This is a genomic window from Kitasatospora sp. CMC57 (assembly GCF_045866025.2).
In the GTDB taxonomy this organism is placed as follows: Bacteria; Actinomycetota; Actinomycetes; order Streptomycetales; family Streptomycetaceae; genus Kitasatospora.
In genome coordinates this window covers 629044-653932 of the sequence record NZ_AP035881.2, presented here as the reverse complement: position 1 = coordinate 653932, position 24889 = coordinate 629044, and the positions used below count along the sequence as shown (strand labels likewise).

Genomic DNA, 24889 nt, shown 5'->3' with positions numbered 1-24889 from the left:
GGACCTGGGGGTGCACCGCTGGACGAAGCCGGGCGGTCAGGGCAGCATCGCAGGCGGTTCACCGTCGGGTACTGAGCGCCCGGCACCCTCACAGACGCACTCGGCACGAAGAAGGAAACATGAGCACGCATTTCGATCTCGTCGTTCTCGGGGCCGGTCCTGGCGGTTACGTCGCGGCGATCCGGGCCGCCCAGCTCGGCCTCCGCGCGGCGGTCGTCGAGGAGAAGTACTGGGGCGGGGTCTGCCTGAACGTCGGCTGCATCCCCTCCAAGGCGCTGCTGCGCAACGCCGAGCTGGCGCACATCTTCCAGCAGGAGGCCGACACCTTCGGGATCAAGGTCGACGGCACGGTCAGCTTCGACTTCGGCGCCGCCCACCGGCGCAGCCGCAAGGTGGCCGACGGCCGGGTGGCCGGCGTGCACTACCTGATGAAGAAGAACGGCATCACCGAGCTCAACGGCCGGGGCACCTTCCTCGACGACCGCACCCTGTCGGTGGCGCTCACCGCCGGTGGCACCGAGACGGTGACCTTCGACCACTGCATCATCGCCGCCGGGGCCACCACCCGGCTGCTGCCGGGCACTTCGCTGAGCGACCGGGTGGTGACGTACGAGGAGCAGATCCTCACCGACTCGCTGCCGGAGAGCATCATCATCGCGGGTGCCGGCGCGATCGGCGTCGAGTTCGCGTATGTGCTGCACAACTACGGCGTCAAGGTGACCATCGTCGAGTTCCAGGACCGGCCGGTCCCGCTGGAGGACGTCGAGGTCTCGGCCGAACTCGCCAAGCGGTACCGCCGGTTGGGCATCGAGATCCTCACCTCCACCCGGGTCGACGGGATCGACGACAGCGACCCGGCGGCCAAGGTCAGGGTGACCGTCTCCCGGAAGGGGACGCAGGAGGTGCTGGAGGCCGACAAGGTACTCCAGGCGATCGGCTTCGCGCCCCGGGTCACCGGCTACGGCCTGGAGAACACCGGGGTCGCGCTGACCGAGCGCGGCGCGATCGACGTGGACGCGCGTGGCCGCACCAACGTGCCGCACATCTTCGCGATCGGCGACGTGACCGCGAAGCTGATGCTGGCTCACGCGGCTGAGGCGATGGGCGTGGTGGCCGCCGAGACCATCGCCGACGTGGAGACCATGGAGCTCGACTTCGTGATGATCCCGCGCGCCACCTTCTGCCAGCCGCAGATCGCCAGCTTCGGCTGGACCGAGGCGCAGGCCCGCGATCGCGGCTTCGACGTCAAGGTGGCGAAGTTCCCGTTCACCGCGAACGGCAAGGCGCACGGCCTGGGTGAGGCGGTCGGCTTCGTGAAGGTGATCAGCGACGGCAAGCACGGCGAGCTGCTCGGCGCCCACCTGATCGGGCCCGAGGCGACCGAGCTGCTCCCGCAGCTGACGCTGGCCCAGCAGTGGGACCTGACGGTCCACGAGGTGGCGCGCAACGTGCACGCCCACCCGACGCTGGGCGAGGCGGTGAAGGAGGCCGTGCACGGTCTCGCCGGGCACATGATCAACTTCTGATCCACCCGGGGGCGGACGCGTGGGTCCGCCCCCGGTGGTCGGCCGAATCAGGCCGCACCCCTTGGGCTGACCAGGCAAGTTGGGTACGGTATGGCCGTGCCGTTCACCTTCAGTCACCCCGCTGCCGTCCTGCCCCTGCTGTCCCAGGGACGAGGCCGAGGTCGACTGATCGCCTCCGGTCTGGTGGCCGGGTCACTCACCCCCGACCTGCCGTACTTCCTCGCCTCGCTGGCTCCTGGTCTCTACCGCTTCGGCGAGCAGACCCACTCCTGGTGGGGCGTCCCGACCCTGGACGTGCTGCTGGCCGCGCTGCTGGTGCTGCTCTGGCACGGCCTGCTGCGGGCGCCGCTCGTCGCCCTGCTGCCGGTGCGCTGGGCGTGGGCGGCCGACCGGCTGACCGCCGCGCGGCGCCCCCGGGCCGAACTACCTTCCCAGATTGGCTGGTTGCTGCTGTCCGGCGCGATCGGCGCGGCCACCCACGTCGGCTGGGACGCCTTCACCCACCATGACCGTGCGGGCGTGCGGCTGCTGCCGTTCCTGGCCGACCGGCACCTGGGCGGCCAGCCGCTGTTCACGGTGCTGCAGTACGGCTCCTCGGCGGTCGCGCTGGCCGTACTGGGCTGGTACGTGGTGCGCGAGCTGCGGCTGATCGACGCCGAACGGGTCGCCCCGCTGCCGGCTCCGGCGTACAGCAGGGCCACCCGGCTGGCGGTGTTCGGCGTGGTGACCGCCGGTGCGGTGGTCGGTGCGGCGCTGCGGATCGACCGCTGGACGGATGCCTATCCGGGCTCCTCCGGCTGGGACCTGATCCCCACCACCGCCTTCGGCGTGGTGGCCGGGGTCGGAGCGGCGCTGGTGGCGCACGCGCTGGTGGCCAGGGCGGTCGCGGCCCGGGTGCGGACCTGGTGAGGGTGGGCTGCACCGGGCCGAGCCGACGGGACTCATGACGGTCGGTCAGCGATTGGTTCGAGTATTGACCTCCTTCGCATGGGCAGGTTAGCCTTGCCTAAGTATTGAGGTCGGCGAATCGCGAAAGAGCCACGCATGACTGTGACTTCCGCCCGGACGACCCGGCTGCTGGGCCTGACGACCTATCTGATGTCCAGCACCGGCCGCACCGCCCGGGCCAGCCTGGCGGCAAGGGTCGCGCGGCGCGGCCTGCGGCTGTGGCACGTGGCCGTCCTGGAGGCCGTGGTCGAGGCCGGGTCGCTCTCCAAGGGAGAACTCGCCGTCCGGCTGGACATCAACCCGAGCGACGTCGTGAAGGTGGTCGACGACCTGGTTGGCCAGGGCTACCTGGCCTGCACCCGTTCGGCCCGCGACCGCCGCCGGATCGACGTCTCGGCCACCCCCGCCGGCCGGGCCTTGCTGGCCGAACTGACCGAGGAGCTGACCGCCGTGGAACAGGACGTCCTGGCCCCGCTCACCGACGGCGAACGGGCCCAACTCGCCTTCCTGCTGAGCCGCCTGGCCGACTCCTGACGCCTCGCCGGGCTCAGCCGAAGCTGGAGCTGCGTACCGGCCCGGCGGACCGGACCCGGTCCCGGGAGCCGGTGAGCCAACTATTGGCCACCCGCTCGGCGAAGGCGGTGAGGGCCTGCTCCGGATCGGCCGGAGTCTCGCCGTCGCCCTCGTCCGGGTCGTCCTGGGCGGTCAGGACGGCCTCGGCCAGCTGCTCGGCCGAGCGCTCGTCCGCCGGGGCGTCCTCGGGCTCGCCGTCCTCGGTGAACGCCATACCGGACTCCCACGGGGCGACCACCACCTGCGCGAGCAGCGTGGAGATGTCGGCCGAGACGGCGGGCGGGTCGGTCCAGCAGGTGGCGTGCTCGTAGAGGATCTCGTCCGGCGCCCGCTGTCGTCGCCTTCGGAGCCGTGGTCTGGAAGCTGGGCTACTACACCGGCTCGCTGCCGCCGCTCGGCTGGTTCACGATGGACCACCCGGCGATCGCCGCGCTGGGCAACATGACCATGCTGCACGACTTCCTCGGTGTCGGCGGCACGGTCTTCGTCATGTGGACGCTCTCCTACGAGATGGTCTTCTACCTGCTCGTGGCGTCCCTGTTCGTCCTGGGTGTGCACCGGCGCAGCGCCGAGCTGTCCGTCGCGTTCGCCGCGGTCGCGCTCCTCGCCGTCGGTGCCTTTCCGCTCTACACGATCAGTCACGACCTGCCGAGCCTGCGCCGCGCGGTCGTGCTCGCGGCCGTCGCGATGGCGGTGGGGCAGTTCGCGGTGATGAGCCGCAGCAAGAGCCTGGCGGTGGCCGGGGCCGTGGTACGCCGTGCTGTTGAGCGTCCTGCTCTGGCTGATCACTCCCACGCCGGTCACCTCGCTGTCCTTGGGGACCCGGTCCGTGCTGGGCATCGGGTTCTGTGCCCTCGTGCTGGTTGTCAGCCACCTGACATTCCATCTGATCGAGCGGCCGGCTCAGCGGCTCGGCAGTCGGCTCACCAAGGCAGTCGACCGCCGCAGCGCTCACCGGGCCGGCTCGCTGGAGCCGTAGTTCGGACCGGCGGCCGCCGAGCCGGGCCCGGTCCTAGACCGTGCCCGCCGCCGTCCGGTACTCCGGGAGCAGGTCGCCGAGCAGCAGGCTCAGGTCGGCCGTGAGCGCCGCCCGGACCGGCGCGGGCGCGGCCAGCATCGGGTGGTGCCCTGCGGCGATGCTGAGCCACTGCTCCAGGACGTCGCCGACCCGGGGCGGTTCCTCGCCCGGAGCGAGGAACGTCCAGCCGGCCGTGGTCCGGCCGGGCGGCGCGGTCAGGCGGACCAGCCACACCTCCGCCGGGCCGGTGCGTTCGGCGTGGTGGATGGTGACGCCGTCCCGGTCGGCCAGTCGCCGGAGGCGTTCTGAGTGACGGAACACGCCCACCAGCCTGGCACTCCGGCGGCGACGGCGGAAGCGCTGGGCGTCAGAGGCCGAACCGCCGGGTGGCCTCCTGCTCCTGGGCCAGACGGCGCAGGCTGAGCAGGACCGGTTCGAACAGGACCGCCGAGACCACTGCGGCCTCGACCTGTTCGACCGGGGTGTGGTGGCGCTCCATCCGGTCCAGGTCGTGGACCGCGGTCCGCTCCATCTGCTCGGCGTACGGGGTCAGGTCGTCGGCGTCGAGCGGGTAGCCGAGCCGGTTGAGCGAGGCGACCGAGGTGATCAGCTCCCGGTAGACCGGGGAGAGCGGGCCGAGCTCGGCAACGTCGGTCCAGCCGAGCCGGGTGAGCATCCGGTTGACCTCCTGGGTGGCGGCGGCCACGGCAGGATCGTCCGGTTCCGGCTCGGGGGCCCGGGGGAGGGCCCAGAGCGCGGCGCCGAGCCGGATGGTGCGGCTCAGTGACTCGTCGTCGACCTGCGACAGCACCTCGCGGACGGTGGCCACCGGGATCCGGCCGACCTGGATCATCGCCCGGACCAGCCGCAGGCGGCGCAGGTGCGAGTCGTCGTACTCGGCCTGGGTGGTGTTCACCAGCTGACCGGGCATCAGGAGGCCCTCGCGCAGGTAGTACTTGATCGTGGCGATCGAGACCTGGCTCTGCTCGCTCAGATCGGCCAGCCGCATCCTCTTGTGCCTCCCCGTTGAATAGTGCCACTATCCCATATGTTGAATAGCCAGGCTATCCAATCATGGGGCGGTCGTGAGCCGTGTCGGCGCCGCCCGGTCACCAGGGGGGTGCCGTGTTCGCCAAGCCAAATCCCGGTCGTACCACCGCCGCTGCCGAAGGAGAGGTGGTCCTCTTCCTGCTCGGCATGCGGATCAATCACTTCTGGGCCGTGCACCGCTGGCTGCCGGTCGCCACCGCGATGCCCGGGATGCTGCGCGAGCTGTCCCGTGACACGGAGAGCGGCCTGATGGGCTGTCAGCTGCTCAGTGGCTCGCCGCGGACCTACTACCTGGTCCAGTACTGGGAGTCCAAGGAGAAGCTGCTGGCGTACGCGGCCGCGCCCGACCGGCTGCACCGCAGGGCCCGGGCGATGATCAACCGCTTCGAGCGGAACTCCGGTCAGCACGTGGGGATCTGGCACGAGACCTACATCGTGCCGCCCGGCAGCTACGAGTCGATCTACGGGGACATGCCGCCGTACGGGCTGGCCGCCGCCACCGGGGTGCTGCCGATCGAGCGGCGCGGCGCCACCGCCGCCGAGCGGCTGGCCCGGGCGGGGCGGGAGCAGGAGAAGTGAGCGCCCTCGGGGGCGCGTTCGGGCGGCGGGTGCTGGTCACCCTCGGCGTGGTACTGGTGTTCCGGTGGGGGCAGGCCCTGCCGCTGCCCGGGGTGGACGTCGCCGCCCTCGCCCGGTCGGAGGCCGGCCGGAGCGACCAACTGCACGGCCTGGCAGCGCTGTTCACCGGCGGTGGCCTGGGCCGGATGTCGGTCCTCGCGCTCGGCGTGGTGCCCGGCCAGGTCGCCGAGGTGGTCCTGCTGGTGCTGATCTCGGTCAGCCCCAGGCTGGCGGCGCTGGAGCGGGAGGGCCGGGCCGGGCTCGGACGGCTGGCGCAGCTCACCCGGGTGCTGACCGTCGGGGTCGGCGCCCTGCTGGGCGCGCTGCTGGTGGTGGCGGCGGCAGGCGGCCACGTCGGCCCGGGCGCCGGAGTGCTGCCGGACCGGAGCGGGCTCATACTGCTCGCCCTGGTGGTCTGCCTGGCCGGCGGCACCGCCCTGGTGATGCGGCTGGGCGAGCTGATCACCGCGCACGGCGTCGGGAGCGGACCAGCTGTCCTGTTCCTGGCCCAGGTCCTCGCGATCCTCCCGGGTCAGTTCGGGAGCCTCCGGGAGTCCTTCGGCGGACCGGCCTTCGCGGCGGTGCTCACCCTGGTGGTGGCGGTAGGAGTGGTCGTGGCGGCGGCGACGGTGACGGTCCACCGGGCCGAGCGCCGAGTCCCGGTGCAGCGGGCCAAACGGCTGATCGCCCGCATCCCGGCCGGTGGCACACCCACCTACCTGCCCCTCCCCCTCGCCCGGACCGGCCTGGGTCCGGTGGTCTGGCTCTCGCTGGCGCTGTTCGTGCTGCCCGCCCTGGCCACCCGGATCTGGCCCGGCACCGGATGGCTGCACGCGGTGGCGGCCGCGCTGATGCCCAGCAGTCCCTGGTACCTGACGGGATGTCTGGTGCTGGTGTTCTGCTTCACCTTCGGCAGTTCGATCGCCGGACTGGACGTGGTCGCGGTCACCGACTGCCTGGCACGGCAGGGCCAGTTCGTCCCCGGCATCAGGCCGGGCCCGAACACGGCGGACTACCTCGCCCATCTGCAGCTCCGGACCGCCCTGGCCGGTGCCGTGTTCGTGGGGACGGTCACCCTCCTGCCGCTCGCGCTGCCCGCGGTGCTCGGGACGGCGGACCGGCACCCCTTCAACGGCATCGGGCTCCTGTTGGTGGCCGGCCTGGGCGGGTCGGTGGCGGCCCGGATCACCGGGCAGGCCGAGGCCCTCCGAGTCGACGGGCCTTAGGGTCGGGTGGCCCGCTCCAGTTCGAGCAGGACGGAGTGGTACGGGCGCCCGGTGGCGTGCTCCATGCCGAGCTCGCACATACGGTTGGCCGAGAGGTGGGCGGTGAACTGGCGGGCCGTCACCTCGGTCGCCTCGCGGGCAGTGGCCGATTCGGTCAGCTCCCGGTGCAGCAGGCCCCGGTCGCCCGCGAACGCGCAGCAGCCCGCGTCGTCCGGGGTCACCACCTCGTCCGCGCAGGCCGCCGCGACCGTGCGCAGCTGCTCCTCGTCGCCGAGGTGCCGCATCGAGCAGGTGGGGTGCAGCACGGCCGAGCCGATCGTGCGCAGCACCGTCAGGTCGGGCAGCAGGTCGGCCGCCCAGACGATCGAGTCCAGCACCGTGAGCCCGGCGTGCAGTTCACGGTTGCGCGCGGTCAGGTACGAGACCACCTCGCGCGCGAGGCCGAGCGTGCAGGAGGAGGCGTCCACCACCAAGGGCAGCCGCCCGCCGGCGGTCCAGCCCCAGGCCGCCTCGACGATCCGGTTCGCCATCACGGCGTTGCCCCGGTCGTAACCCTTGGAGTGCCAGATGGTGGCACAGCAGGTTCCCGCCAGTTCGGACGGGATCCAGACCGGCCGTCCCGCCCGGGCCGAGACCGCCACCAGCGCCTCGGGCAGGTTCGGGCCCTGATGGCCGGCCGGCTCGCCGAAGATCCGGTTTACGCAGGCGGGGTAGTACACGGCAGCTGCGCCCGGGCGGGACGTCGGGGGCATGGTGCGCTCGGCCGCGCCCGGGACCTCGGGCAGCCAGGCCGGTACCAGGTCGGGCCGGACCGCCCGTCGGGCCAGGCCGGTGGCCGTCTCCAGCAGCCGGTCGCCGATCCGCTCGGCCGCGCGGACCGCGAGCCTGGCGGAGCGCTCCACCGCCGTGAAGTGCTCGGCGAACAGGGCGGCGGTGCGCTCCTCGCGCGGCGAGTGCCGCTGGTGCCGGAACTCCCGCATCAGGGCCCCGGTGTCGATGCCGACCGGACAGGCCAGCCGGCAGAGGGAGTCGCCCGCGCAGGTGTCCACGGCGTCGTAGCCGTACGCGGCCAGCAGCTCGGCCCCGACCGGGGAGTCGGCCGGCTGGCGCATCAACTCGCGGCGCAGCACGATACGTTGGCGCGGAGTGGTGGTCAGGTCACCGCTCGGGCAGGTCGGCTCGCAGAAGCCGCACTCGATGCACGGGTCGGCGATCGGCTCGACCCGGGGGATGGTCTTCAGACCGCGCAGGTGCGCCGCCGGATCGCGGTCCAGCACCACCCGGGGCGCCAGGATGCCGTTCGGGTCGAGCAGTTGCTTGGTACGCCACATCAACTCGGTGGCGCGCGGGCCCCATTCGAGCTCCAGGAACGGCGCGACGTTGCGGCCGGTGGCGTGCTCGGCCTTGAGCGAGCCGTCGAACCGGCGCACCGTCAGCTCGCAGAACGCGGTCATGAAGGCGGCGTACCGGTCCAGGTCACCACGGTCGGCCGGGTCGAAGGCCAGCAGGAAGTGCAGGTTGCCGTGCGCGGCGTGCCCGGCCACGGCGGCGTCGAAGCCGTGTTCGGCCTGAAGGGCGAGCAATTCCTCGCAGGCGTCCGCGAGTCGGGACGGCGGGACGGCGAAGTCCTCGGTGATCAGCGTGGTGCCCGGCGGGCGGGCCGAGCCGATCGCGGTGACGAAGGCCTTTCTGGCCCGCCAGTAGCCGCCGACGGTGGCCGGGTCGCGGGTGAAGGCGTTGGTTGCCGTGGCGACGGGCGTGATCAGCGGCAGCCCGCCGAGCAGGCCGACCGCCACCTGCTCGGCCGCCGCGAGCGTCACCTCGTCCGGGGCCCGGAACTCCACCAGCAGCGCGGCGGTCTCCCTCGGCAGTCCGGCCCAGTCGGCCGGTACGCCCGGTACGGCGGCGGAGGCGCGCAGGGTGTTGCCGTCCATCAACTCCACTGCCAGTGCGCCCGCTTCGTTGAACAGCGGCACGGCGGCGGCCGCCGCGCGGAGCGTGGGGAAGAACAGCAGCGCGGCCGAGACCAGCCGGTGCAGCGGCAGGGTGTCGAAGACCGTCTCGGCGATGAAGCCGAAGGTCCCCTCCGAGCCGACCATCAGCCCGCGCAGGATCGCGGCCGGGCTCGATGCGTCCAGGAAGGCGTCCAGCCGGTAGCCGTTGGTGTTCTTGATCTCGTACTTGGCCCGGATCCGCCGCACCAGTTCCGGATCCGCCTCGATCTCCGCCTTGAGGGCCGACAGCCCGGCGCAGAGCGCGGGTTCGCGCTCGGCCAGCAGCCGGTCGGCGTCCGGCGCGGCGGTGTCCACGATGGTGCCCGAGGGCAGCACCACGGTGAGCGAGGCCAGCGTGCGGTAGGAGTTGCGGGTGGTCCCGGCGGTCATCCCGGAGGAGTTGTTCGCCACCACCCCGCCCAGCGTGCAGGCGATCGCGCTGGCCGGGTCGGGGCCGAGCACCCGCCCGTGCCGCGCCAGCGTGGCGTTGGCCCGGGCCACCGTGGTGCCGGGCCTGATCCTGGCCCGGTCCCCCTCCACCTCGATGCCCGCCCAGTGCCGCCGGACGTCCATCAGGATGTCCTCGCCCTGCGCCTGCCCGTTGAGACTGGTGCCCGCGGCCCGGAGCACCACGTGCCGCCCGTGCCGGTGCGCGTACCCGAACACCGCCGACACGTCCGCCACCGACTCGGCGACCACCACCACCTGCGGCACGAAGCGGTACGGGCTGGCGTCCGAGGCGTACCGCACCAGGTCGGAGACCCTGCTCAGCACCTTGCCGGGGCCGAGCAGCGCCGTCAGCCCGTCGCGGAGCTCCGCCGGGGTGCCGCCGGAGCGGGCCGCCCCGACCCGGTCATGGGCGGGACCCGCCAGGACGGCCGGGCGCAGGGCCTCAGGATCGGGCTCCAGCAGCGGCATGGGCGGCACCCTCTCCTCGACCCGGCGGACCTCTCAGCTATACACGAACGACGGGCCCTAAGACCGGAGGTGCGCCAGAACGGCTCGCATCGCCTGCTCGACCGCCCGCACCGATTCGGGGGTGTGGTCCAGTACCTCGAAGCCGTGGTGGCCGTTCGGCACGTCGACCACCTCCACCTCGACCCCGGCGTCTCCGGCGGCGGTCAGGAACCCCGCGACCGTGGCCGCGATCTCCGGCGACTCCAGGCCCACCCGGGTCAGCACGACCGGTAGCCGCCCGGCGCCGCCGACCGCGGCCGTCGGGTTGAAGCGCGGGTCGACGATCCCCCGGCTCGGCAGCGGCCCGAGCACCGGGTAGCCGGCCGCCAGGCAGCGCAGCCATGAGGGCGGCGCGGCCAGCCAGTCGGTGGAGAGCGGGCCGCCGCCGGAGAAGAACCACAGCGCGACCCGGTCGCCGTCCACCCGGGGATCGGCCCGGACCAGCTCGACCGCCGCCGCGACGTCCTCGGCCGCCCGGGGGTAGTCGGCCAGTCCGTACAGGCGGTGGTCCACCGTTACCCCGACCACGCCCTGGCCCGCGGCGTACCGGCCGTAGCCGACGAAACAGGGCCAGTCGCGCGGGGTGGGCCGCAGATCGGCCGTGATCGGGCCGCCGTGCACGAAGACGATCGCCGGATGGGGGCCGTCGCCCTCCGGCAGGTAGAGGTCCACCCGGTCCAGCCGCTCGCGCGGCCGCTCGCGCGGCCGCTCGGGCAGGTCGAGCAGGAACGGGCGCAGGAACACGGGCTGGTCATCGGTGGGCGGGGCGACCCGGTGGCCCTCCCCGGCGGCGGCCCGGAGCAGCGTGTCCGCCAGCTCGGCCGGCGCGGAGAGCATCGGCCAGTGCCCGGTGGGCAGTTCGAAGAAGCCGACCCGGGGATCGGCCAGCACCCGGAACTGGGGCGGCCCGGCGGTCACCAGCTGTTCGACCACCGCGATGCTCATCCCGCCGGCGGTGCAGAAGACCCCGGTGGTCGGCAGGGCGGCGACCGCGCCGGTCAGTTTCAGCGGCTGGGTCAGGGTGCCCCGGGGCTGCGGCGTGGCCAGTTCGGTCAACCGGGCGAGCCCGTCGGGGGAGAGGCCCTCGACGCTGCCCCAGCGCTGCCACCCGTCGGCGGCCGGGGCGGCGATCGCCCAGCCGCTGTCGGTGGGGTGCAGCAGCTCCTCGCGCACCGCCGGGTCCGCGACCAGGGCGAGAGCGGCGTCGCCGTCCTGCGGCAGGCCCGCGTCCAGGTAGACGATCCGGGCGATCCGCTCCGGTCGGCGGTCCGCGGCGCCGAGCACGGGGTGGATGCCGTACCCGTGGCCGACGATCACCAGCTCGGGCGCGGCCACTTCGTCGATCAGCCGCACCAGGTCCGCGACGTGGGTCTCCAGACCGGTGTCGGGGCCGCCCTCGTCGCGGCGGTCGCCCAGACCGGTGAGGGTCGTCGGGTGCACCTCGGCGCCCGAGGCCAGCAGCCGTTCCGTCACCTCCTGCCACACCCAGCCCCCGGTGAAGCTCTCCGACACCAGTACGAACGCCGTCATGACCGTCTCCTCCTGTCGCCACGGCGGCCGGGTCGGCCGTCCGCGCTGGTCGGTACGGTAGGAACTCCCCCTGAGGGAGGTTCAAGGGGTGGCATCCTGAGGGCATGTGGAGCATCGGAGAACTCGCCGAGCGCGCGGGGGTCACGGTCAAGACGGTCCGGTACTACTCGGACCAGGGCCTGCTGCCCGAGGCGTCCCGGAGCGCGGGCGGCCACCGCAGGTACGGTCCCGAGGCACTCGACCGGCTCGGCCTGATCCGCTCGCTGCGCACCCTCGACCTGCCGGTGGCCGAGGTCGGCCGGGTGCTGGAGCGGGAGGAGCTGCTGGAGGACGTCATCGCCGGACGGCTCCGCGACCTCGGCTCGCAACTGACCGCGCTGCGCTGGCGGGAGGCCGCACTCCAGCTGCTCCGGGACTGTTCCGCCGCCGAGCGGGCCGACCGGCTGCGGTTGATCGGCGCGGTCAGCACCCCACCGGACACGGCCGTCCTGGCCAGGTTCTGGCGCCGACTGCTGCCGCTGCGCCTGCCTGCCCCGCTGGTCTCCTCGATCCTGGACGAGGCGGTGCCGCAGCCCCCCGCCGATCCGACCCCGGCTCAGGTGCTGGCCTTCGCCCGACTGCACGTGCTGGCCGAGGAGTTCTGCCGGAGCGACTGCCGGCCGGCCCCCCCGCAGGAGGAGGGCTACCGCCCGGCGGTGTTCTACGACGGTCTCGGCGAGGCGTACGCGCTGGCCAGGGCGGACCTGCTGGCGTACCGCCCGCCGGGCACCGAGGCGCTCGACTGCTTCGTCGCCGCCTACGCCGAGTCACGCGGCCTGCCGGACACCCCCGCCTTCCGGCGGCGGCTCAGCGGCCTCCTGGCGGAGAGCGCGGACCCGGTGATGGTCCGTTACTGGAAGCTGACCGCGGAGGTCTCCGGCTCGCCCGAGCCGACCATGGGCGCCGCCCACCACTGGCTGCACACCGCCCTGGACACCCAGCTCGGGCGGGCGCTGCCCGCCTGATGCAGCAGCTCCGGTGGGCGGCTGTCAGTGCCCGGTGCCAGGCTCTTACTTGCCCGGCCGACCGGCTGAGCGACCGTCAGCACCGCACGGAAGAGAGCCGTTCCATGGCCACGATGATCTTCGTCAACCTCCCGGTCACCGACCTCGACAAGTCGATCCGGTTCTTCGAGGCTATGGGGTACTCGTTCAACCCGCAGTTCACCGACGAGACGGCGTCCTGTCTGGTGATCAGCGACACCATCTACGCGATGCTGGTCACCGAGGCCCGCTTCAAGGACTTCACCAAGAAGCCGATCGCCGACGCGACCGCCGCCTCCGAGGTGATCGTCGCGCTGAGCGCGGACAGCCGGGCCGAGGTGGACGAGCTGGTGGACAGGGCGATGGCCGCCGGCGCCAAGCCCGCCATCGATCCGATGGACCTGGGCTTCATGTACAGCCGCAGCTTCCAGGACCTGGACGGCCACCAGTGGGAGTACGTCTGGATGGACGAGGCGGCGATGGCCGAGCAGCAGGCGCAGTCCTGACGCCCACCGGCGTCATCCGTCCTGCCGTCTGCGGTGGCGTCAGCTCCCGGTCCGGCCGAGGGTGGGGGTACCTGTACGCCGACTCGGGCGGCCCGGGAGCTTGTCCGCCACCGCAGTAGCGGCCCACCGAAGGCACCGCCCGCGCTGAGCCGCCGTCAGACCAACCTCGTCTTCGCCACCATCGTGCTCGGCATGCTGATGGCCGCGCTGGACCAGACCATCGTCTCCACCGCCCTGCCCACCATCGCCGCGGACCTGGGCGGCGGCGGGCTCTCCGAGGCCTGGCGCCGCTGGCTGGGCCACCACCTGGACGACTGGGACGTCACCGACCCCGCGGACCGGGTCGCCCTGGACCGCGCGGTCGAGTCGATCGCCGCCCGGCTGTACGAGGAGGAGCAGGAGCACGCCTCGGTCTGACCGGGTCGTCACTCGTAGCGGTGGAGCAGTCCCTCGCGCTCGTTCTGCTCGATCATCTCCAGGGTCAGCGCGGGGTCGCGCAGGTGGGCGAGGGTCACCTCGGCCGAGCTGGGGGCCGCGTCCGGGGCCAGCCACTGGTCGGGCTTCCAGGCGGCGCCGCGCAGGAACGCCTTCGGGCAGTGGCCGTAGACCTCCTCGACGCCGACGACCACCGCGCTGCGCGGCGGCTTGCCGACGGCGGTGAGCCGGGCCAGCAGCTGCGGATCGGCCGAGACGAAGGCGCGGCCGTTGACCCGCAGGGTGGTGTCCCGGCCGGGTATCACGAAGAGCAGCCCGACCCGGCCGGTGGCGACGACGTTGTGCAGGCTGTCCAGCCGCTTGTTGCCGGTGGCATCGGGGATCGCCAGGGTGTGGTCGTCGAGCACCGAGACGAAGCCGGGCGGCCCGCCACGCGGGGTGACGTCGCAGCTGCCGTCCGCTCCGGTGCTGGCCATCATCACCAGCGAGGAGCAGCCGACCAGCCGACGGGCTTCCTCGCCCAGGTGGTCGACCTGCTTGCGGTAGGCATACGGGCCCGGGTGCTCGTACAGCTCCCGGAGCTGGGTGGTCTCGGTCAGCGCGCCGGTCCGGAGGGCCTCGAAGGCCGTTGGTGTGGTCACGTACCGGCACTCTAGTGCCGCGGATCTTGAGGGCGGAGGGCGGCGCTGATAGTTTCGCGGAAAAACGAGACGGGGGCGGCCGTGGAGCCGATCGACGACCGGGTCAGCGAGTTGGGCGAAGGGCCGGTCTGGGACGCCAGGACGGGCAGTCTGCGGTGGGTGGACATCCCGGGCGGCAGGGTGCACAGCTCCGACGGTGGCTCCTGGCAGCTGACCGCGCCGGTGACCGCGGTGCTGCCCACCACCACCGGCTGGGCGACCGTCCTGCGGGACCGGGTGGAGCAGGACGGCCACGCCGTCCCGGTGCCGCTCGGCGGCGCCGACCGGTGCAACGATGCCAAGACCGATCCGGCCGGTCGGATCTGGGTCGGCACCCTGGCCGGGGGCGAACTCTCTCGCAAGGCAAGCCTGTTCAGAATAGATGGCGACACCGTCACCGAGCAGGTGAGCGGGGTCTCGATCTCCAACGGCCTGGGCTGGAGCCCGGACGGCCGGCGGATGTACTGGGCGGACACCCCGACCGACCGGATCAACGTGTTCGACTTCGACCCGGCCGACGGCAGTCTCCGGAACCGGCGCCCGTTCGCCGACACCGGCCTGCCGGACGGGCTGACCGTGGACGCCGAGGGGGCGGTCTGGGTGGCCCGCTGGGGCAGCGGCGTGCTGCACAGGTACACGGCCGACGGCGTCCTGGACACGGTGCTGCCGGTCGGCGTCTCGCACCCGACCAGCTGCGCGTTCGGCGGCCCCGACCTCCGCACGCTGTACGTCACCACCGCCCGGCAACCGACGGCGGACGGTCAGTTCTCGCGCCACGGCGGGCAGTTGCACGCCACCCGGGTGCCCGTGCCGGGGCTGCCGACCACCCCTGCGGTATTCCCCTCGGTGTCGACCTGACGTAGTGAAGCAGGACACAGGGACCACCCCTCCCGGCCCCCTTGCGGGCCGTGGCAGAATGACGGCAGTAGAAGCAGTGACGTTCAGCGCACTCCGGGGTCGGTGAAAATCCGAACCGGCGGTTACAGTCCGCGACCCGTCCGCAGCCAGCGGCCGGTTGACCAGGTGAAATTCCTGGACCGACGGTTAAAGTCCGGATGGGAGGTGTGCGCGGGCGAGTGGTGACCAGCGGTGCCACGGTTCTCCCCGAAGAGCCGTGGGTCAGGTGAGAGCTCTCCTGGTGAGAGCCCTGTCTGCGTACCCGTCGGTCCGCCGTTCGTCGTGTCATCTCCCAGTGCCGCCCCGGAGTCCGCGCTCTCAGCGCGAGGAGAACCCGGGTGTTCACCGGCATCATCGAAGAGCTCGGCGAGGTCGTCTCCATCGAGGAGATCGGCGACTCGTCGCGGATCCGCCTGCGTGGCCCCGTGGTCTGTTCCGACGCCGGCCACGGCGACTCCATCGCGGTCAACGGCGTCTGCCTGACCGTGGTCGACACACGTGACCAACTTGCGACCGCCACCGGCGAGTTCAGCGCCGACGTGATGGCGGAGACGCTGCACAGGTCCAGTCTGGGCGCGCTCGCCCCCGGCTCCCGGGTCAACCTGGAGCGGGCGATGGCACTCGGCGCCCGGCTCGGCGGCCACCTGGTCCAGGGCCATGTGGACGCCACCGGCGAGCTGCTCTCCCGCGAGCCCGGCGACCTGGACGCCGAGGGCCTGCCGCGCTGGGAGGTGCTGCGCTTCTCGCTCCCGCGCTCCATCACCCGCTACCTGGTGGAGAAGGGCTCGATCACCGTCGACGGCGTCAGCCTGACGGTGGTCGAGGCCGCGATCGACAGCTTCACCGTCAGCCTCATCCCGGCCACCCTCGCCCTCACCACGCTGGGCACCAAGCGCGTCGGCGACCCGGTCAACCTCGAGGTGGACGTCCTGGCGAAGTACGTCGAGCGGCTGCTCGACACCCGCACCCTGCCCGACACGCTCGCCACTCCGGACAAGGACGCCTCGTGAACTGGCTCAACGAAACCGCCTTCACCGTCTTCGGACAGTCCGTCAAGTGGACCGACATGGTGGGCAACCTGCTCGGCCTGGCCGCGCTCGCGCTCGGCTGGCGCCGCTCGGTGTGGAGCTGGCCGGTCCAGCTGCTCTCCGCCGTGGTGCTGATCGGCGCCTACCTGTCGGCCCACCTGACCGGGCTGATCGGCAAGCAGGGCATCGTGATCGTCGCCGCCGTCTGGGGCTGGACCCAGTGGCAGCGCGGCCGCCGCTCCACCGGTGAGATCGAGGTCCGGTTCGCCACCGCCCGGGAGCGCGTCCTCCTGATCGGCGGCACCGCCCTGGCCACCGTCGCGGTGGCCGGGATCTTCCTCGCCTACCCCTCGCTCTCCTGGAGCCCCTGGGCGGACGCCTACATCTTCGTCGGCACGCTGGCGGCGATGGTCGCCCAGGCCAGGGGCTGGGTCGAGTTCTGGTTCGCCTGGATCGCCGTCGACCTGGTCGGCGTCCCGCTCGCCTTCACCAGCGGCTACACCTTCTCCGGCCTCACCTACGCCATCTACTTCGTGCTGGTGCTGCTCGGCCTGCGGGCCTGGTGGCTGCGTACCCGCACCCCTCGTCCCGCCAAAGCGGCCGTCCTGCAGGGAGTCTCGGCATGACCATCCAGCCTGAGTCCGACATCCGTCAGCTGATCGACGACGCCTTCGCGCTCGACCCGGTCGAGCGGGCCATCGCCGACATCGCGCTCGGCCGCCCGGTCATCGTGGTGGACGACGAGGACCGCGAGAACGAAGGCGACATCATCTTCGCCGCCTCGGCCGCCACCCCCGAGCTGATGGCCTTCACCATCCGCTACAGCTCCGGCGTGATCTGCGTGCCGATGACCGGCGAGGAGCTGGACCGGCTGAAGCTGCCCCCGATGACCGCCGTCAACGAGGACCGCAAGGGCACCGCGTACGCCGTCTCGGTGGACGCCAGGGACGGCGTGGACACCGGCATCTCGGCCGCCGACCGGGCCCGGACCGTCAAGCTGCTGGCCACCGCCGCCACCGAGGCGGGCGACCTGACCCGCCCCGGGCACGTCTTCCCGCTGCGCGCGGTGGAGGGCGGGGTGCTGGTCCGTCCCGGCCACACCGAGGCCGCCGTGGACCTGGCCCGGCTGGCCGGGCTGCCGCCGGCCGGCGCGATCGCCGAGGTGGTCAACGACGACGGCAGCATGGCCCGGCTGCCCGAGCTGGTCGCCTTCGCCCGCGAGCACCGGCTGGCGATCATCTCGATCGAGGACCTGATCGCCTACCGGCGCCGCACCGAGCTGCACGTGACCCGTGCCGCCGTCACCCAACTGCCTACCGTGCATGGTGAGTTCACCGCAGTCGGCTACAAGGGCACGCTGGACGGCGTCGAGCACATCGCACTGGTCGCGGGCGGGCTCGACCAGGACGGCAGGGTGCCGTCCGGCGGGGACGTGCTGGTGCGCCTGCACTCCGAGTGCCTGACCGGCGACGTGTTCGGGTCGCTGCGCTGCGACTGCGGCCCGCAGCTGGAGACCGCGCTGGCCCAGGTAGCCGCGGCCGGCCGGGGCGTGGTGCTCTACCTGCGCGGCCACGAGGGCCGGGGCATCGGCCTGACCCACAAGCTGCGCGCGTACGAGCTCCAGGAGCAGGGGCGGGACACCGTGGACGCCAACCTCGAACTCGGCCTGCCCGCCGACGCCCGGGACTACAGCATCGGCGCCCACATGCTGGCCGACCTCGGCGTGCACAGCCTCACCCTGCTCACCAACAACCCGGACAAGGTCGCGGCGCTGACCGAGCACGGCATCAAGGTGATGGACCGTCGGCCGGTCGAGATCGAGGCCGGCGAGCACAACTCGGCCTACCTGCGCACCAAGCGCGACCGGATGGGCCACCAGCTGCCCAGGCTCGACTCCTGACACGCTTTCCTCAAGCACGACACCCACCCGACACCCACAGACAGGAAGAACCACGTGAGCGGCCACGGAGCCCCCGAGCTGACCCTCAAGAACTGCGCCGACCTGCGGGTCGCGGTGATCGCCGCGCAGTGGCACCAGCAGGTGATGGACGGCCTGCTGGACGGCGCGCACCGCGCACTCAAGGAGCTCGGCATCGAGGAGCCCACCGTCGTCCGGGTGCCCGGCACCTTCGAGCTGCCGGTGGCCGCCAAGCAGCTCGCCGACCGCGGCTACGACGCCGTGGTGGCGCTCGGTGTGGTGATCCGCGGCGGCACCCCGCACTTCGACTACGTCTGCCAGGGCGCCACCCTCGGCCTCACCCAGGTCAGCGTGGACACCGGCGTCCCGGTCGGCTTCGGGGTGCTGACCTGCGACGACGAGCAGCAGGCGCTGGACCGTGCGGGCCTGCCGGGCTCGGCCGAGGACAAGGGCCACGAGGCGGTCACCGCGGCGGTCGCCACCGCCGCCGCGCTGCGGGCCGTCTCGGAGCCCTGGCGCTGAGCCGACGTCCACGGGACTGTCCACGGTCCGGGACTGTTTACCGTCCGTCAGCCCGCAAGCCGTAAGGTGAGCCCATCATGGCTTCGAAGACATTCGAGGAGCTGTTCACCGAGCTCCAGCAGAAGGCCGCCACCGGCGACCCCTCGTCCTCCCGTACCGCGCAGCTCGTCCAGCAGGGCGTGCATGCCATCGGCAAGAAGGTCGTCGAGGAGGCCGCCGAGGTTTGGATGGCCGCCGAGTACCAGTCGGAGGAGGAGACGGCCGAGGAGATCTCCCAGCTCCTCTACCACCTTCAGGTGATGATGGTCGCTCGCGGGCTGACGCTCGACGACGTCTACAAGTACCTCTGAACACCTCCCTCCCGCACACCCCACGTCACTCCACAGCGAAGGATTCACCTCTCATGCTGCGCATCGCCGTCCCCAACAAGGGTTCGCTCTCGGGTCCCGCGGCGGAGATGCTCCATGAGGCCGGCTACCGCCAGCGCAAGGACCCCAAGGAACTGGTGCTGGTCGATCCGGAGAACCAGGTCGAGTTCTTCTTCCTGCGCCCGCGCGACATCGCGGTGTACGTCGGCTCCGGCCGGCTGGACATCGGGATCACCGGGCGTGACCTGCTGCTCGACTCGGCGTCCAACGCCGAGGAGGTGCTCGCGCTCGGCTTCGGCGGCTCGACCTTCCGGTTCGCCCGGCCGGTCGGCCTCGAGGTCGAGGATGTCGAGGGCCTGCAGGGGCTGCGGATCGCCACCTCGTACACCGGCCTGGTCGAGCAGCACCTCGCCGAGCAGGGCGTGAAGGCCACCGTCACCAAGCTGGACGGTGCGGTGGAGACCGCGGTCCAGCTCGGCGTCGCCGACGTGATCGCCGACGTGGTGGAGACCGGTACCAGCCTGCGCAACGCGGGTCTGGAGATCTTCGGCGAGCCGATCCTGGTCTCGGACGCGGTGGTGATCCGGCCCAAGGGCGCCGGTGAGGACGCCGGCGTCGAGCAGTTCCTGCGCCGGCTGCAGGGCGTGCTGGTGGCCCGCAGGTACGTGCTGATGGACTACGACATCCGGGCCGAGCAGGTCTCGGCGGCCGTCGCCCTGACGCCCGGCCTGGAGTCGCCGACCGTCTCGCCGCTGCACACCGAGGGCTGGGTCGCGGTCCGTTCGATGGTGCTCCGCAAGGAGGCCCAGCGGATCATGGACGACCTCTGGAGCATCGGCGCCCGCGCCATCCTGGTCACCAACATCCACGCCTGCCGGCTCTGACGAGCCCTCGGGGCGGGACCGGTCCTTCCGGTTCCGCCCCGCTCTCGTGTGTCCCGACGCCTTTCCGGAGAGCCACCGTGTCCAGCCCCGTCGAACTGCCCGTCACCTGGGCGCCGCGCCGCAACCGCGCCGTACTGGCCGGGCTCTGCGCCCTGCTGATGGTGCTGTTCAGCACACTGGCCTTCGCGCTGCCGTCCAACTGGCAGTTCAACGACCGGTTGGCGATATTCGTCAGCGGCCTGCTGTTCTCGGCGGTCGGGCTGATGCTGGCCCGCCCGAGGGTGAGCGCCGACGCCGAGGGCATCACCGTGGTCAACTTCGTCCGGCGGCACCGGCTGAGCTGGCCGCAGATCGTCCGGGTGAACTTCCGTCAGGGCGACCCCTGGGTGATGCTCGACCTCGCGGACGGCACCTCGCTGGCTGCCGTCGGCATCCAGCCCGCGGGCGGTCGGGAGCAGGCCGTCCGGGCCGCCCGGGCGCTGCGCGACCTGGTCGAGGACCACGGCGTGGCGCGGAACTGAGGGCCCGAACACACTCCTTATCCTCGTACGGATATCGTTTACGCTGGCAAAGCCGGGGCAAAGCCCCATCCTGTCCACCCACGACCAGAGGAGTGACACCTCACCTCGATGGACGATCCGTCCGGTAGTACCCGCGCCGCCTCACTTCCGACCACCGGAAGGCAGGCGGCACTGTGATCACCGCCTGGCTGCTGCTGCTCGCGGCCGTGCTGCTCATCCTCGCCAACGGCCTCTTCGTGGCCGCCGAGTTCGCCCTCGTCACGGTGGACCGGGGCGCCGTCGAACGCTCCGCCGCCGCGGGGGACCGCAAGGCCGAGAGCATCCTGAAGGCGCTCCGCCAGCTCTCCTTCCAGCTCTCCGGCGCCCAGCTCGGTATCACCGTCACCTCCCTGGTGGTCGGCATGCTCGCCTCGCCGGCCCTCTCCGTCCTGCTCAGCCCGGTGTTCACCGCGATCGGGGTGCCGGAGGCGGCCGCGCACGGGGTGTCGATCGCGGTCGGCATGGTGCTGGCCACCGTCTTCCAGATGGTGGTCGGCGAACTCGTGCCGAAGAACTGGGCGATCTCCCACCCGACCCAGGTCGCCTACGCGGTGGTCGGCCCGCAGCGGCTGTTCTCCGCAGTCTGCCGCCCGCTGATCAGCTTCCTGAACGGCTCGGCCGACCGGATGGTGCGGGCCCTGGGCATCGAGCCGCAGGAGGAGCTCGGCCACGCCCGTACCCCGGCCGAACTGGTCTCGCTGGCCCGGCACTCCGCGAAGGAGGGCGCCATAGACGAACAGTCCGCGACCCTCTTCGTCCGGACCCTCAGCCTGGCCGACCTGACCGCCGAGAGCGTGATGACCCCCCGGGTCGACGTGACCGCCCTGCAACGGGACGCCACCGCCTCGGACGTGCTCAACCTGACCCGCGCCACCGGTTTCTCCCGGTTCCCGGTTTACGTGGACAACCTGGACGAGGTCACCGGCACGGTCACCCTGAAGGACGCCCTGTCGGTGCCGGCCGAACTCCGCTCGCACACCCGGGTCGCGCAACTCGTCACCCCCGCTCTGCTGGTGCCCGAGACCCTGCCCGCCGAACTGCTGCTCGACCAGCTCCGCCGCGAACAGCCGATGGCGATCGTGGTGGACGAATACGGCGGCACGGCCGGGGTGGTGACCATCGAGGACATCGTCGAGGAGATCGTCGGCGAGGTGCAGGACGAACACGATCCGGCCGACATCCCCGAGCTGCGGCAGCTGCCGCCGCAGGACGGCCTGCCGGTCTGGGAGGCCGACGGCCGGGCCAGGACCGACCAGCTGGAGACGATCGGCCTGCACGCGCCCGACGGGCCGTACGAGACGCTCGGCGGCCTGCTCTCCGACCTGCTGGGCAAGCTGCCCGCGCCGGGTGAGCAGGCGTCACTGCCGGGCTGGCGTTTCACCGTGCTCGGCGTCGAACGCCACCGGACCAGCCGGGTGCTGGTCGAGCGGGTCGACCGGCACACCCACACCGAGGACGAGGACCGATGACCGCGCTCCAACTGGCCGCCTCGCTGCTGCTGCTGCTCGGCAACGCCTTCTTCGTCGGCGCCGAGTTCGCGGTGATCTCGGTCCGGCGCAGCCAGATCGAACCGCTGGCGGAGGCGGGCAACCGGCGGGCCCGTACGGTGCTGCACGCGCTGTCCAACGTGTCCGCGATGCTGGCGGCGGCCCAACTCGGCATCACGGTCTGCTCGCTGCTGCTCGGCGCACTGGCCGAGCCGACCATCGCGCACCTGCTGGAGGGCCCGTTCGCGACCTTCGGCGTCCCGGAGGAGCTGGTCCACCCGATCGGCTACGTGCTGGCGCTGGCCCTGGTGGTCTTCCTGCACATGGTGGTCGGCGAGATGGTCCCGAAGAACATCGCGCTGGCCGGCCCCGAGAAGGCCGCGCTCTGGCTCGGCCCGCCGCTGGACCGGCTGGCCCGCTGGCTGCACCCGGTGATCCGGTTCCTGAACGCCTTCGCCAACGGCCTGCTCCGGCTGGTCAAGGTGGAGCCCAAGGACGAGGTCGAGTCGGTCTTCACCACCGAGCAGCTGCTCTACCTGCTGACCGACTCCAAGGAGGCTGGCCTGCTCGACGAGGGACGCCAGGAGCGGCTGGAGGACGCGCTGGAGCTGGGCGGCCGGCCGATCACCGACGTGCTGCTGCCCGCCGACCAGCTGGTCACGGTCGGCAGCACGGTCACCGCCGCCGAGATCGAGGACCTCGCGGTGCGGACCGGGTTCTCCCGGTTCCCGCTGGTCGACGCGGAGGGCGGGGTGCTCGGCTACCTGCACGTCAAGGACGTGCTGGACGTCGAGGACCGGGACGCCCCGATGCCGGCCAGGCTCTGGCGCCCGGTGACGGTGCTGCGGGGCAGCCTGCCGCTGGACGACGCGCTCGGCGCGATGCGGCGGGCCGCGAGCCACCTGGCCGCCGTGGTGGACCAGGACGGCAGGCCGCTGGGCCTGGTCGCCCTGGAGGACGTCCTGGAGGAGCTGGTCGGTGAGATGCACGACCCGGACCACCGGACGGTGTAGTACCCGTCAGGACCGGCCGTCGATCAGTTCGCCGTACGCCTGGACCAGGTCGGGCAGGCGGAGGGTGGCCAGGTCCTCGCGGGACGGGGTGCCGGCGAGGGCGGAGAGGCGCAGGTCGCGGTAGGCGCAGGACTTCTCGTACAGGGTCCTGATGAAGCGTCCGTTGCCCAGGTTGTCGATCCAGCCCTCCCTGACCACGTGGGCGCAGATGCTGGCCAGCTCCTCGGTGGCGTCCCGGTCCCAGTCGTCGCCGCCGCCGGAGGCCAGGGTGCGGCCGATCGCGGTCAGTTCGGTGGGGCGGTAGCTGGGGAAGTCGACCCGGGTGGTGAAGCGGGAGTTGAGGCCGGGGTTGGTGGCCAGCAGCCGGTTCATGCCCTCGGGGTAGCCGGCCAGGATCACCACCAGCCGGTCCCGGTTGTCCTCGGCGCGCTTGAGCAGCACCTGGAGTGCCTCGTCGCCGTACGCGTCGCCCTTGCTGTAGCCGGAGTTGGAGAGGCTGTACGCCTCGTCGATGAAGAGCACCCCGTCCAGCGCGGAGTCGATCAGCTCGTTCGCCTTGACCGCCGTCTGGCCGAGGAACTCGCCGACCAGGTCTGATCGTTGGGCCTCCACCAGGTGGTCGCCGGAGAGCAGGCCGAGGGCGTGGAAGACCTGGCCGAGGATCCGGGCCACCGTGGTCTTGCCGGTGCCGGAGGGGCCGGAGAAGACGAAGTGCCGTTTCGGCGGCTGGACCGGCAGTTCCTGGTCGGCCCGCAGCCGGGACATCCGCAACTGCGCGGACAGGGCCCGGACCTGGCGCTTGACCGGTTCGAGGCCGACCATCTGTTCCAGGTCGGCGAGTGCGGCGTCCAGCGTCTGCGGGCCGTGCCGTCGCTGCGCGGTCCGGCCGGCCGGACCGATCGCGGCGGGGGCTTCGGCCCGGACCGGCAGCGGGGTGGGCTCGGGGAGCTGCGCCGGGGGCTCCGCGGCCGGGGCCTCGTCCAGTTCGAAGAACGGGACGAAGTCCTCGTCGGGCATGGGGAGTTCGCCGCCGCTGTCGTCCACCGGGACGAGTGTGTCGAGCACGCCGTCCTCGGTGGCGATCGCGGCCAGCCTGGCGGCGGTGTCCATGAAGCCGGGGTCGGCCCGGTGCACCGCGCGGTAGAGCGGGAGCGCTGCGGCGCTGCGGCCCGAGCCCTCGTAGGCGCGGGCCAGCCAGTACCGCAGCTCCTTGCGCTGGGGCTGCTCGGAGCGGCAGCGGGCCAGGGAGGCGGCCAGCGGGTGCTGGGCCTGCGCGCACATGTCGAGCCGGACCCGGGCCATCCCGGCGAACAGTCCGGCCTCGATGCCGAGCAGCTGGTCGTCGAGCAACTGGTCGGTGTCCCTGATGAGTTGCTCCCAGTCCTTGAGCAGGTAGGAGCGGCAGGCGTGCAGGAAGCGGACGGACGGGTCCTGCTCCGGCGCCGGGCAGCCGACCAGTGCGGCGTCCAGCTCGGCCAGGTGCCGGCCGTCCAGCCAGTGCGAGGCGTGCGCCAGCGCGAGGTCGCGTCCGTCCTCCAGGACCGGCTGGACCCACCAACCCAGCCAGAACCAGGAGCTGAGCGGCCGCCGGTGCCTGGCGCGCTGCTCGCCGAAGCGTTCCCGGTGGCGGTGCATGGCGAGTAACGCGCCCGAGGTGTCGCAGCGCAGCGCGTGCAGGCCGAGCCAGGCGTCGGCCATGCCGGGGTCGAGCTCGACCGCGGTGCGGAACTCCTCCTCCGCGCGGGCGTACGACCCGGCGGCGTAGGCGTCCATCCCGCGCAGCCAGGCGCGGTCGGCCAGCCGCTCGGGTCCCGCCGTACCGGAACTGTCCACTGTCACTCAGCCCCCCGCCGTGTGCACCGAAGGCACCCCCTAGTGCCTCTCCCGGCAGGGTCTGCCCCGTCGCGCCGCCGGGCACGCACTCTCGCCGCACCGGCCAAAGGCCCAAGTAGCTCCGCTACGGGGGCCTTTCTCCGGCACGCCGAGAGCACGCACCGAACGACGCTCCTGATGGGGCAGGCCCTGCCGGGAGAGGCACTAGGAATCGTACCGGGGCCGGGCTGATCCGGAAGGGTGCCGTACGGAGTCAAATCCGGCCGGGCGGGCGGTGGTTGGGATACGAAAAACGG

General features: G+C 72.2%; 26 protein-coding genes and 1 riboswitch. Of the genes, 19 read left to right on the top strand and 7 right to left on the bottom strand.

The features are described 5' to 3' along the window. Positions 1 to 119: 119 nt before the first annotated feature. The 3 genes from lpdA to ACKUU6_RS03115 all read left to right on the top strand — a co-directional run bounded on the left by lpdA (position 120) and on the right by ACKUU6_RS03115 (position 3008). Positions 120 to 1526, top strand: coding sequence for a dihydrolipoyl dehydrogenase (lpdA, locus tag ACKUU6_RS03125; protein WP_407986862.1), 1407 nt, complete (start codon positions 120 to 122; stop codon positions 1524 to 1526). Between the two features lie 96 nt (positions 1527 to 1622). Next, positions 1623 to 2435, top strand: coding sequence for a DUF4184 family protein (locus tag ACKUU6_RS03120; RefSeq protein ID WP_407986861.1), 813 nt, complete (start codon positions 1623 to 1625; stop codon positions 2433 to 2435). 135 nt (positions 2436 to 2570) lie between these two features. Further along, positions 2571 to 3008: a MarR family winged helix-turn-helix transcriptional regulator gene (locus tag ACKUU6_RS03115; protein WP_407986860.1), complete on the top strand. Its 438-nt coding sequence runs from the start codon at positions 2571 to 2573 to the stop codon at positions 3006 to 3008. Positions 3009 to 3021: 13 nt separating this feature from the next. Here the strand turns inward: ACKUU6_RS03115 and ACKUU6_RS03110 are convergent, their stop codons facing one another. Continuing rightward, positions 3022 to 3261, bottom strand: a complete 240-nt coding sequence (locus ACKUU6_RS03110; RefSeq protein WP_407986859.1) for a hypothetical protein — start codon at positions 3259 to 3261, stop codon at positions 3022 to 3024. A gap of 549 nt (positions 3262 to 3810) precedes the next feature. Between ACKUU6_RS03110 and ACKUU6_RS03105 the strand changes: the two genes are divergently transcribed. Continuing rightward, on the top strand, positions 3811 to 4026 hold the full coding sequence (locus ACKUU6_RS03105; RefSeq protein ID WP_407986858.1) for a hypothetical protein: 216 nt from the start codon (positions 3811 to 3813) through the stop codon (positions 4024 to 4026). A 33-nt stretch (positions 4027 to 4059) separates the two neighbouring features. Here the strand turns inward: ACKUU6_RS03105 and ACKUU6_RS03100 are convergent, their stop codons facing one another. Beyond that, positions 4060 to 4386 (bottom strand): hypothetical protein, encoded by a 327-nt coding sequence (locus tag ACKUU6_RS03100; RefSeq protein WP_407986857.1) that lies wholly within the window; start codon positions 4384 to 4386, stop codon positions 4060 to 4062. Positions 4387 to 4432: 46 nt separating this feature from the next. Next, entirely contained in the window at positions 4433 to 5074 is a 642-nt protein-coding gene (locus ACKUU6_RS03095) for a MerR family transcriptional regulator (protein WP_407986856.1), read from the bottom strand. Positions 5075 to 5190: 116 nt separating this feature from the next. On the opposite strand from ACKUU6_RS03095, the gene ACKUU6_RS03090 reads away from it, so the two are divergent. Both ACKUU6_RS03090 and ACKUU6_RS03085 read left to right on the top strand, forming a co-directional pair. Beyond that, positions 5191 to 5694, top strand: a complete 504-nt coding sequence (locus ACKUU6_RS03090) for a DUF4188 domain-containing protein (RefSeq protein WP_407986855.1) — start codon at positions 5191 to 5193, stop codon at positions 5692 to 5694. Next, positions 5691 to 6959 carry a preprotein translocase subunit SecY gene (locus ACKUU6_RS03085; protein WP_407986854.1) on the top strand — a complete coding sequence of 423 codons (1269 nt, stop codon included), beginning with the start codon at positions 5691 to 5693 and terminating at the stop codon, positions 6957 to 6959. The genes ACKUU6_RS03090 and ACKUU6_RS03085 overlap by 4 nt, the downstream gene beginning before the upstream one ends. Here the strand turns inward: ACKUU6_RS03085 and ACKUU6_RS03080 are convergent. Next, positions 6956 to 9871, bottom strand: a complete 2916-nt coding sequence (locus ACKUU6_RS03080) for an FAD-binding and (Fe-S)-binding domain-containing protein (RefSeq protein WP_407986853.1) — start codon at positions 9869 to 9871, stop codon at positions 6956 to 6958. The genes ACKUU6_RS03085 and ACKUU6_RS03080 overlap by 4 nt on opposite strands. A 57-nt stretch (positions 9872 to 9928) precedes the next feature. Continuing rightward, positions 9929 to 11440 carry an alpha/beta hydrolase gene (locus ACKUU6_RS03075; RefSeq protein WP_407986852.1) on the bottom strand — a complete coding sequence of 504 codons (1512 nt, stop codon included), beginning with the start codon at positions 11438 to 11440 and terminating at the stop codon, positions 9929 to 9931. A 104-nt stretch (positions 11441 to 11544) separates the two neighbouring features. Between ACKUU6_RS03075 and ACKUU6_RS03070 the strand changes: the two genes are divergently transcribed. The 3 genes from ACKUU6_RS03070 to ACKUU6_RS03060 all read left to right on the top strand — a co-directional run bounded on the left by ACKUU6_RS03070 (position 11545) and on the right by ACKUU6_RS03060 (position 13385). Next, positions 11545 to 12444 carry a MerR family transcriptional regulator gene (locus ACKUU6_RS03070; protein ID WP_407986851.1) on the top strand — a complete coding sequence of 300 codons (900 nt, stop codon included), beginning with the start codon at positions 11545 to 11547 and terminating at the stop codon, positions 12442 to 12444. Between the two features lie 104 nt (positions 12445 to 12548). After that, the gene (locus ACKUU6_RS03065) at positions 12549 to 12968 is read left to right on the top strand and encodes a VOC family protein (RefSeq protein ID WP_407986850.1); all 420 of its coding nucleotides are present in this window, start codon (positions 12549 to 12551) and stop codon (positions 12966 to 12968) included. A 33-nt stretch (positions 12969 to 13001) separates the two neighbouring features. Further along, positions 13002 to 13385, top strand: a complete 384-nt coding sequence (locus ACKUU6_RS03060; protein ID WP_407992301.1) for a hypothetical protein — start codon at positions 13002 to 13004, stop codon at positions 13383 to 13385. A gap of 8 nt (positions 13386 to 13393) precedes the next feature. On the opposite strand, the gene ACKUU6_RS03055 is transcribed toward ACKUU6_RS03060, so the two are convergent. After that, entirely contained in the window at positions 13394 to 14044 is a 651-nt protein-coding gene (locus ACKUU6_RS03055) for an MSMEG_1061 family FMN-dependent PPOX-type flavoprotein (RefSeq protein ID WP_407986849.1), read from the bottom strand. Positions 14045 to 14125: 81 nt separating this feature from the next. Between ACKUU6_RS03055 and ACKUU6_RS03050 the strand changes: the two genes are divergently transcribed. From ACKUU6_RS03050 to ACKUU6_RS03005, 10 genes are all read left to right on the top strand, one after another. Further along, a complete protein-coding gene (locus ACKUU6_RS03050) occupies positions 14126 to 14941 on the top strand; it encodes an SMP-30/gluconolactonase/LRE family protein (RefSeq protein WP_407986848.1) in 816 nt (271 codons plus the stop codon). A gap of 85 nt (positions 14942 to 15026) precedes the next feature. Further along, a riboswitch (FMN riboswitch) is annotated at positions 15027 to 15154 on the top strand. Positions 15155 to 15318: 164 nt separating this feature from the next. Continuing rightward, the gene (locus ACKUU6_RS03045) at positions 15319 to 15990 is read left to right on the top strand and encodes a riboflavin synthase (RefSeq protein WP_407986847.1); all 672 of its coding nucleotides are present in this window, start codon (positions 15319 to 15321) and stop codon (positions 15988 to 15990) included. After that, positions 15987 to 16634, top strand: a complete 648-nt coding sequence (locus ACKUU6_RS03040; RefSeq protein ID WP_407986846.1) for a nicotinamide mononucleotide transporter family protein — start codon at positions 15987 to 15989, stop codon at positions 16632 to 16634. The genes ACKUU6_RS03045 and ACKUU6_RS03040 overlap by 4 nt, the downstream gene beginning before the upstream one ends. Beyond that, positions 16631 to 17908, top strand: coding sequence for a bifunctional 3,4-dihydroxy-2-butanone-4-phosphate synthase/GTP cyclohydrolase II (locus ACKUU6_RS03035; protein ID WP_407986845.1), 1278 nt, complete (start codon positions 16631 to 16633; stop codon positions 17906 to 17908). The genes ACKUU6_RS03040 and ACKUU6_RS03035 overlap by 4 nt, the downstream gene beginning before the upstream one ends. A gap of 54 nt (positions 17909 to 17962) precedes the next feature. After that, entirely contained in the window at positions 17963 to 18448 is a 486-nt protein-coding gene (ribH, locus tag ACKUU6_RS03030; RefSeq protein ID WP_407986844.1) for a 6,7-dimethyl-8-ribityllumazine synthase, read from the top strand. A 77-nt stretch (positions 18449 to 18525) separates the two neighbouring features. Next, positions 18526 to 18798, top strand: a complete 273-nt coding sequence (locus ACKUU6_RS03025) for a phosphoribosyl-ATP diphosphatase (RefSeq protein ID WP_057238187.1) — start codon at positions 18526 to 18528, stop codon at positions 18796 to 18798. Positions 18799 to 18851: 53 nt separating this feature from the next. Further along, a complete protein-coding gene (gene hisG, locus ACKUU6_RS03020; protein WP_407986843.1) occupies positions 18852 to 19700 on the top strand; it encodes an ATP phosphoribosyltransferase in 849 nt (282 codons plus the stop codon). 77 nt (positions 19701 to 19777) lie between these two features. Next, positions 19778 to 20221: a PH domain-containing protein gene (locus ACKUU6_RS03015; RefSeq protein ID WP_407986842.1), complete on the top strand. Its 444-nt coding sequence runs from the start codon at positions 19778 to 19780 to the stop codon at positions 20219 to 20221. A 173-nt stretch (positions 20222 to 20394) separates the two neighbouring features. After that, positions 20395 to 21729, top strand: coding sequence for a hemolysin family protein (locus ACKUU6_RS03010; protein ID WP_407986841.1), 1335 nt, complete (start codon positions 20395 to 20397; stop codon positions 21727 to 21729). Further along, positions 21726 to 22760 carry a hemolysin family protein gene (locus tag ACKUU6_RS03005; protein WP_407986840.1) on the top strand — a complete coding sequence of 345 codons (1035 nt, stop codon included), beginning with the start codon at positions 21726 to 21728 and terminating at the stop codon, positions 22758 to 22760. The genes ACKUU6_RS03010 and ACKUU6_RS03005 overlap by 4 nt, the downstream gene beginning before the upstream one ends. A gap of 6 nt (positions 22761 to 22766) precedes the next feature. On the opposite strand, the gene ACKUU6_RS03000 is transcribed toward ACKUU6_RS03005, so the two are convergent. After that, on the bottom strand, positions 22767 to 24533 hold the full coding sequence (locus ACKUU6_RS03000; RefSeq protein WP_407992024.1) for an AAA family ATPase: 1767 nt from the start codon (positions 24531 to 24533) through the stop codon (positions 22767 to 22769). Positions 24534 to 24889 lie beyond the last annotated feature (356 nt).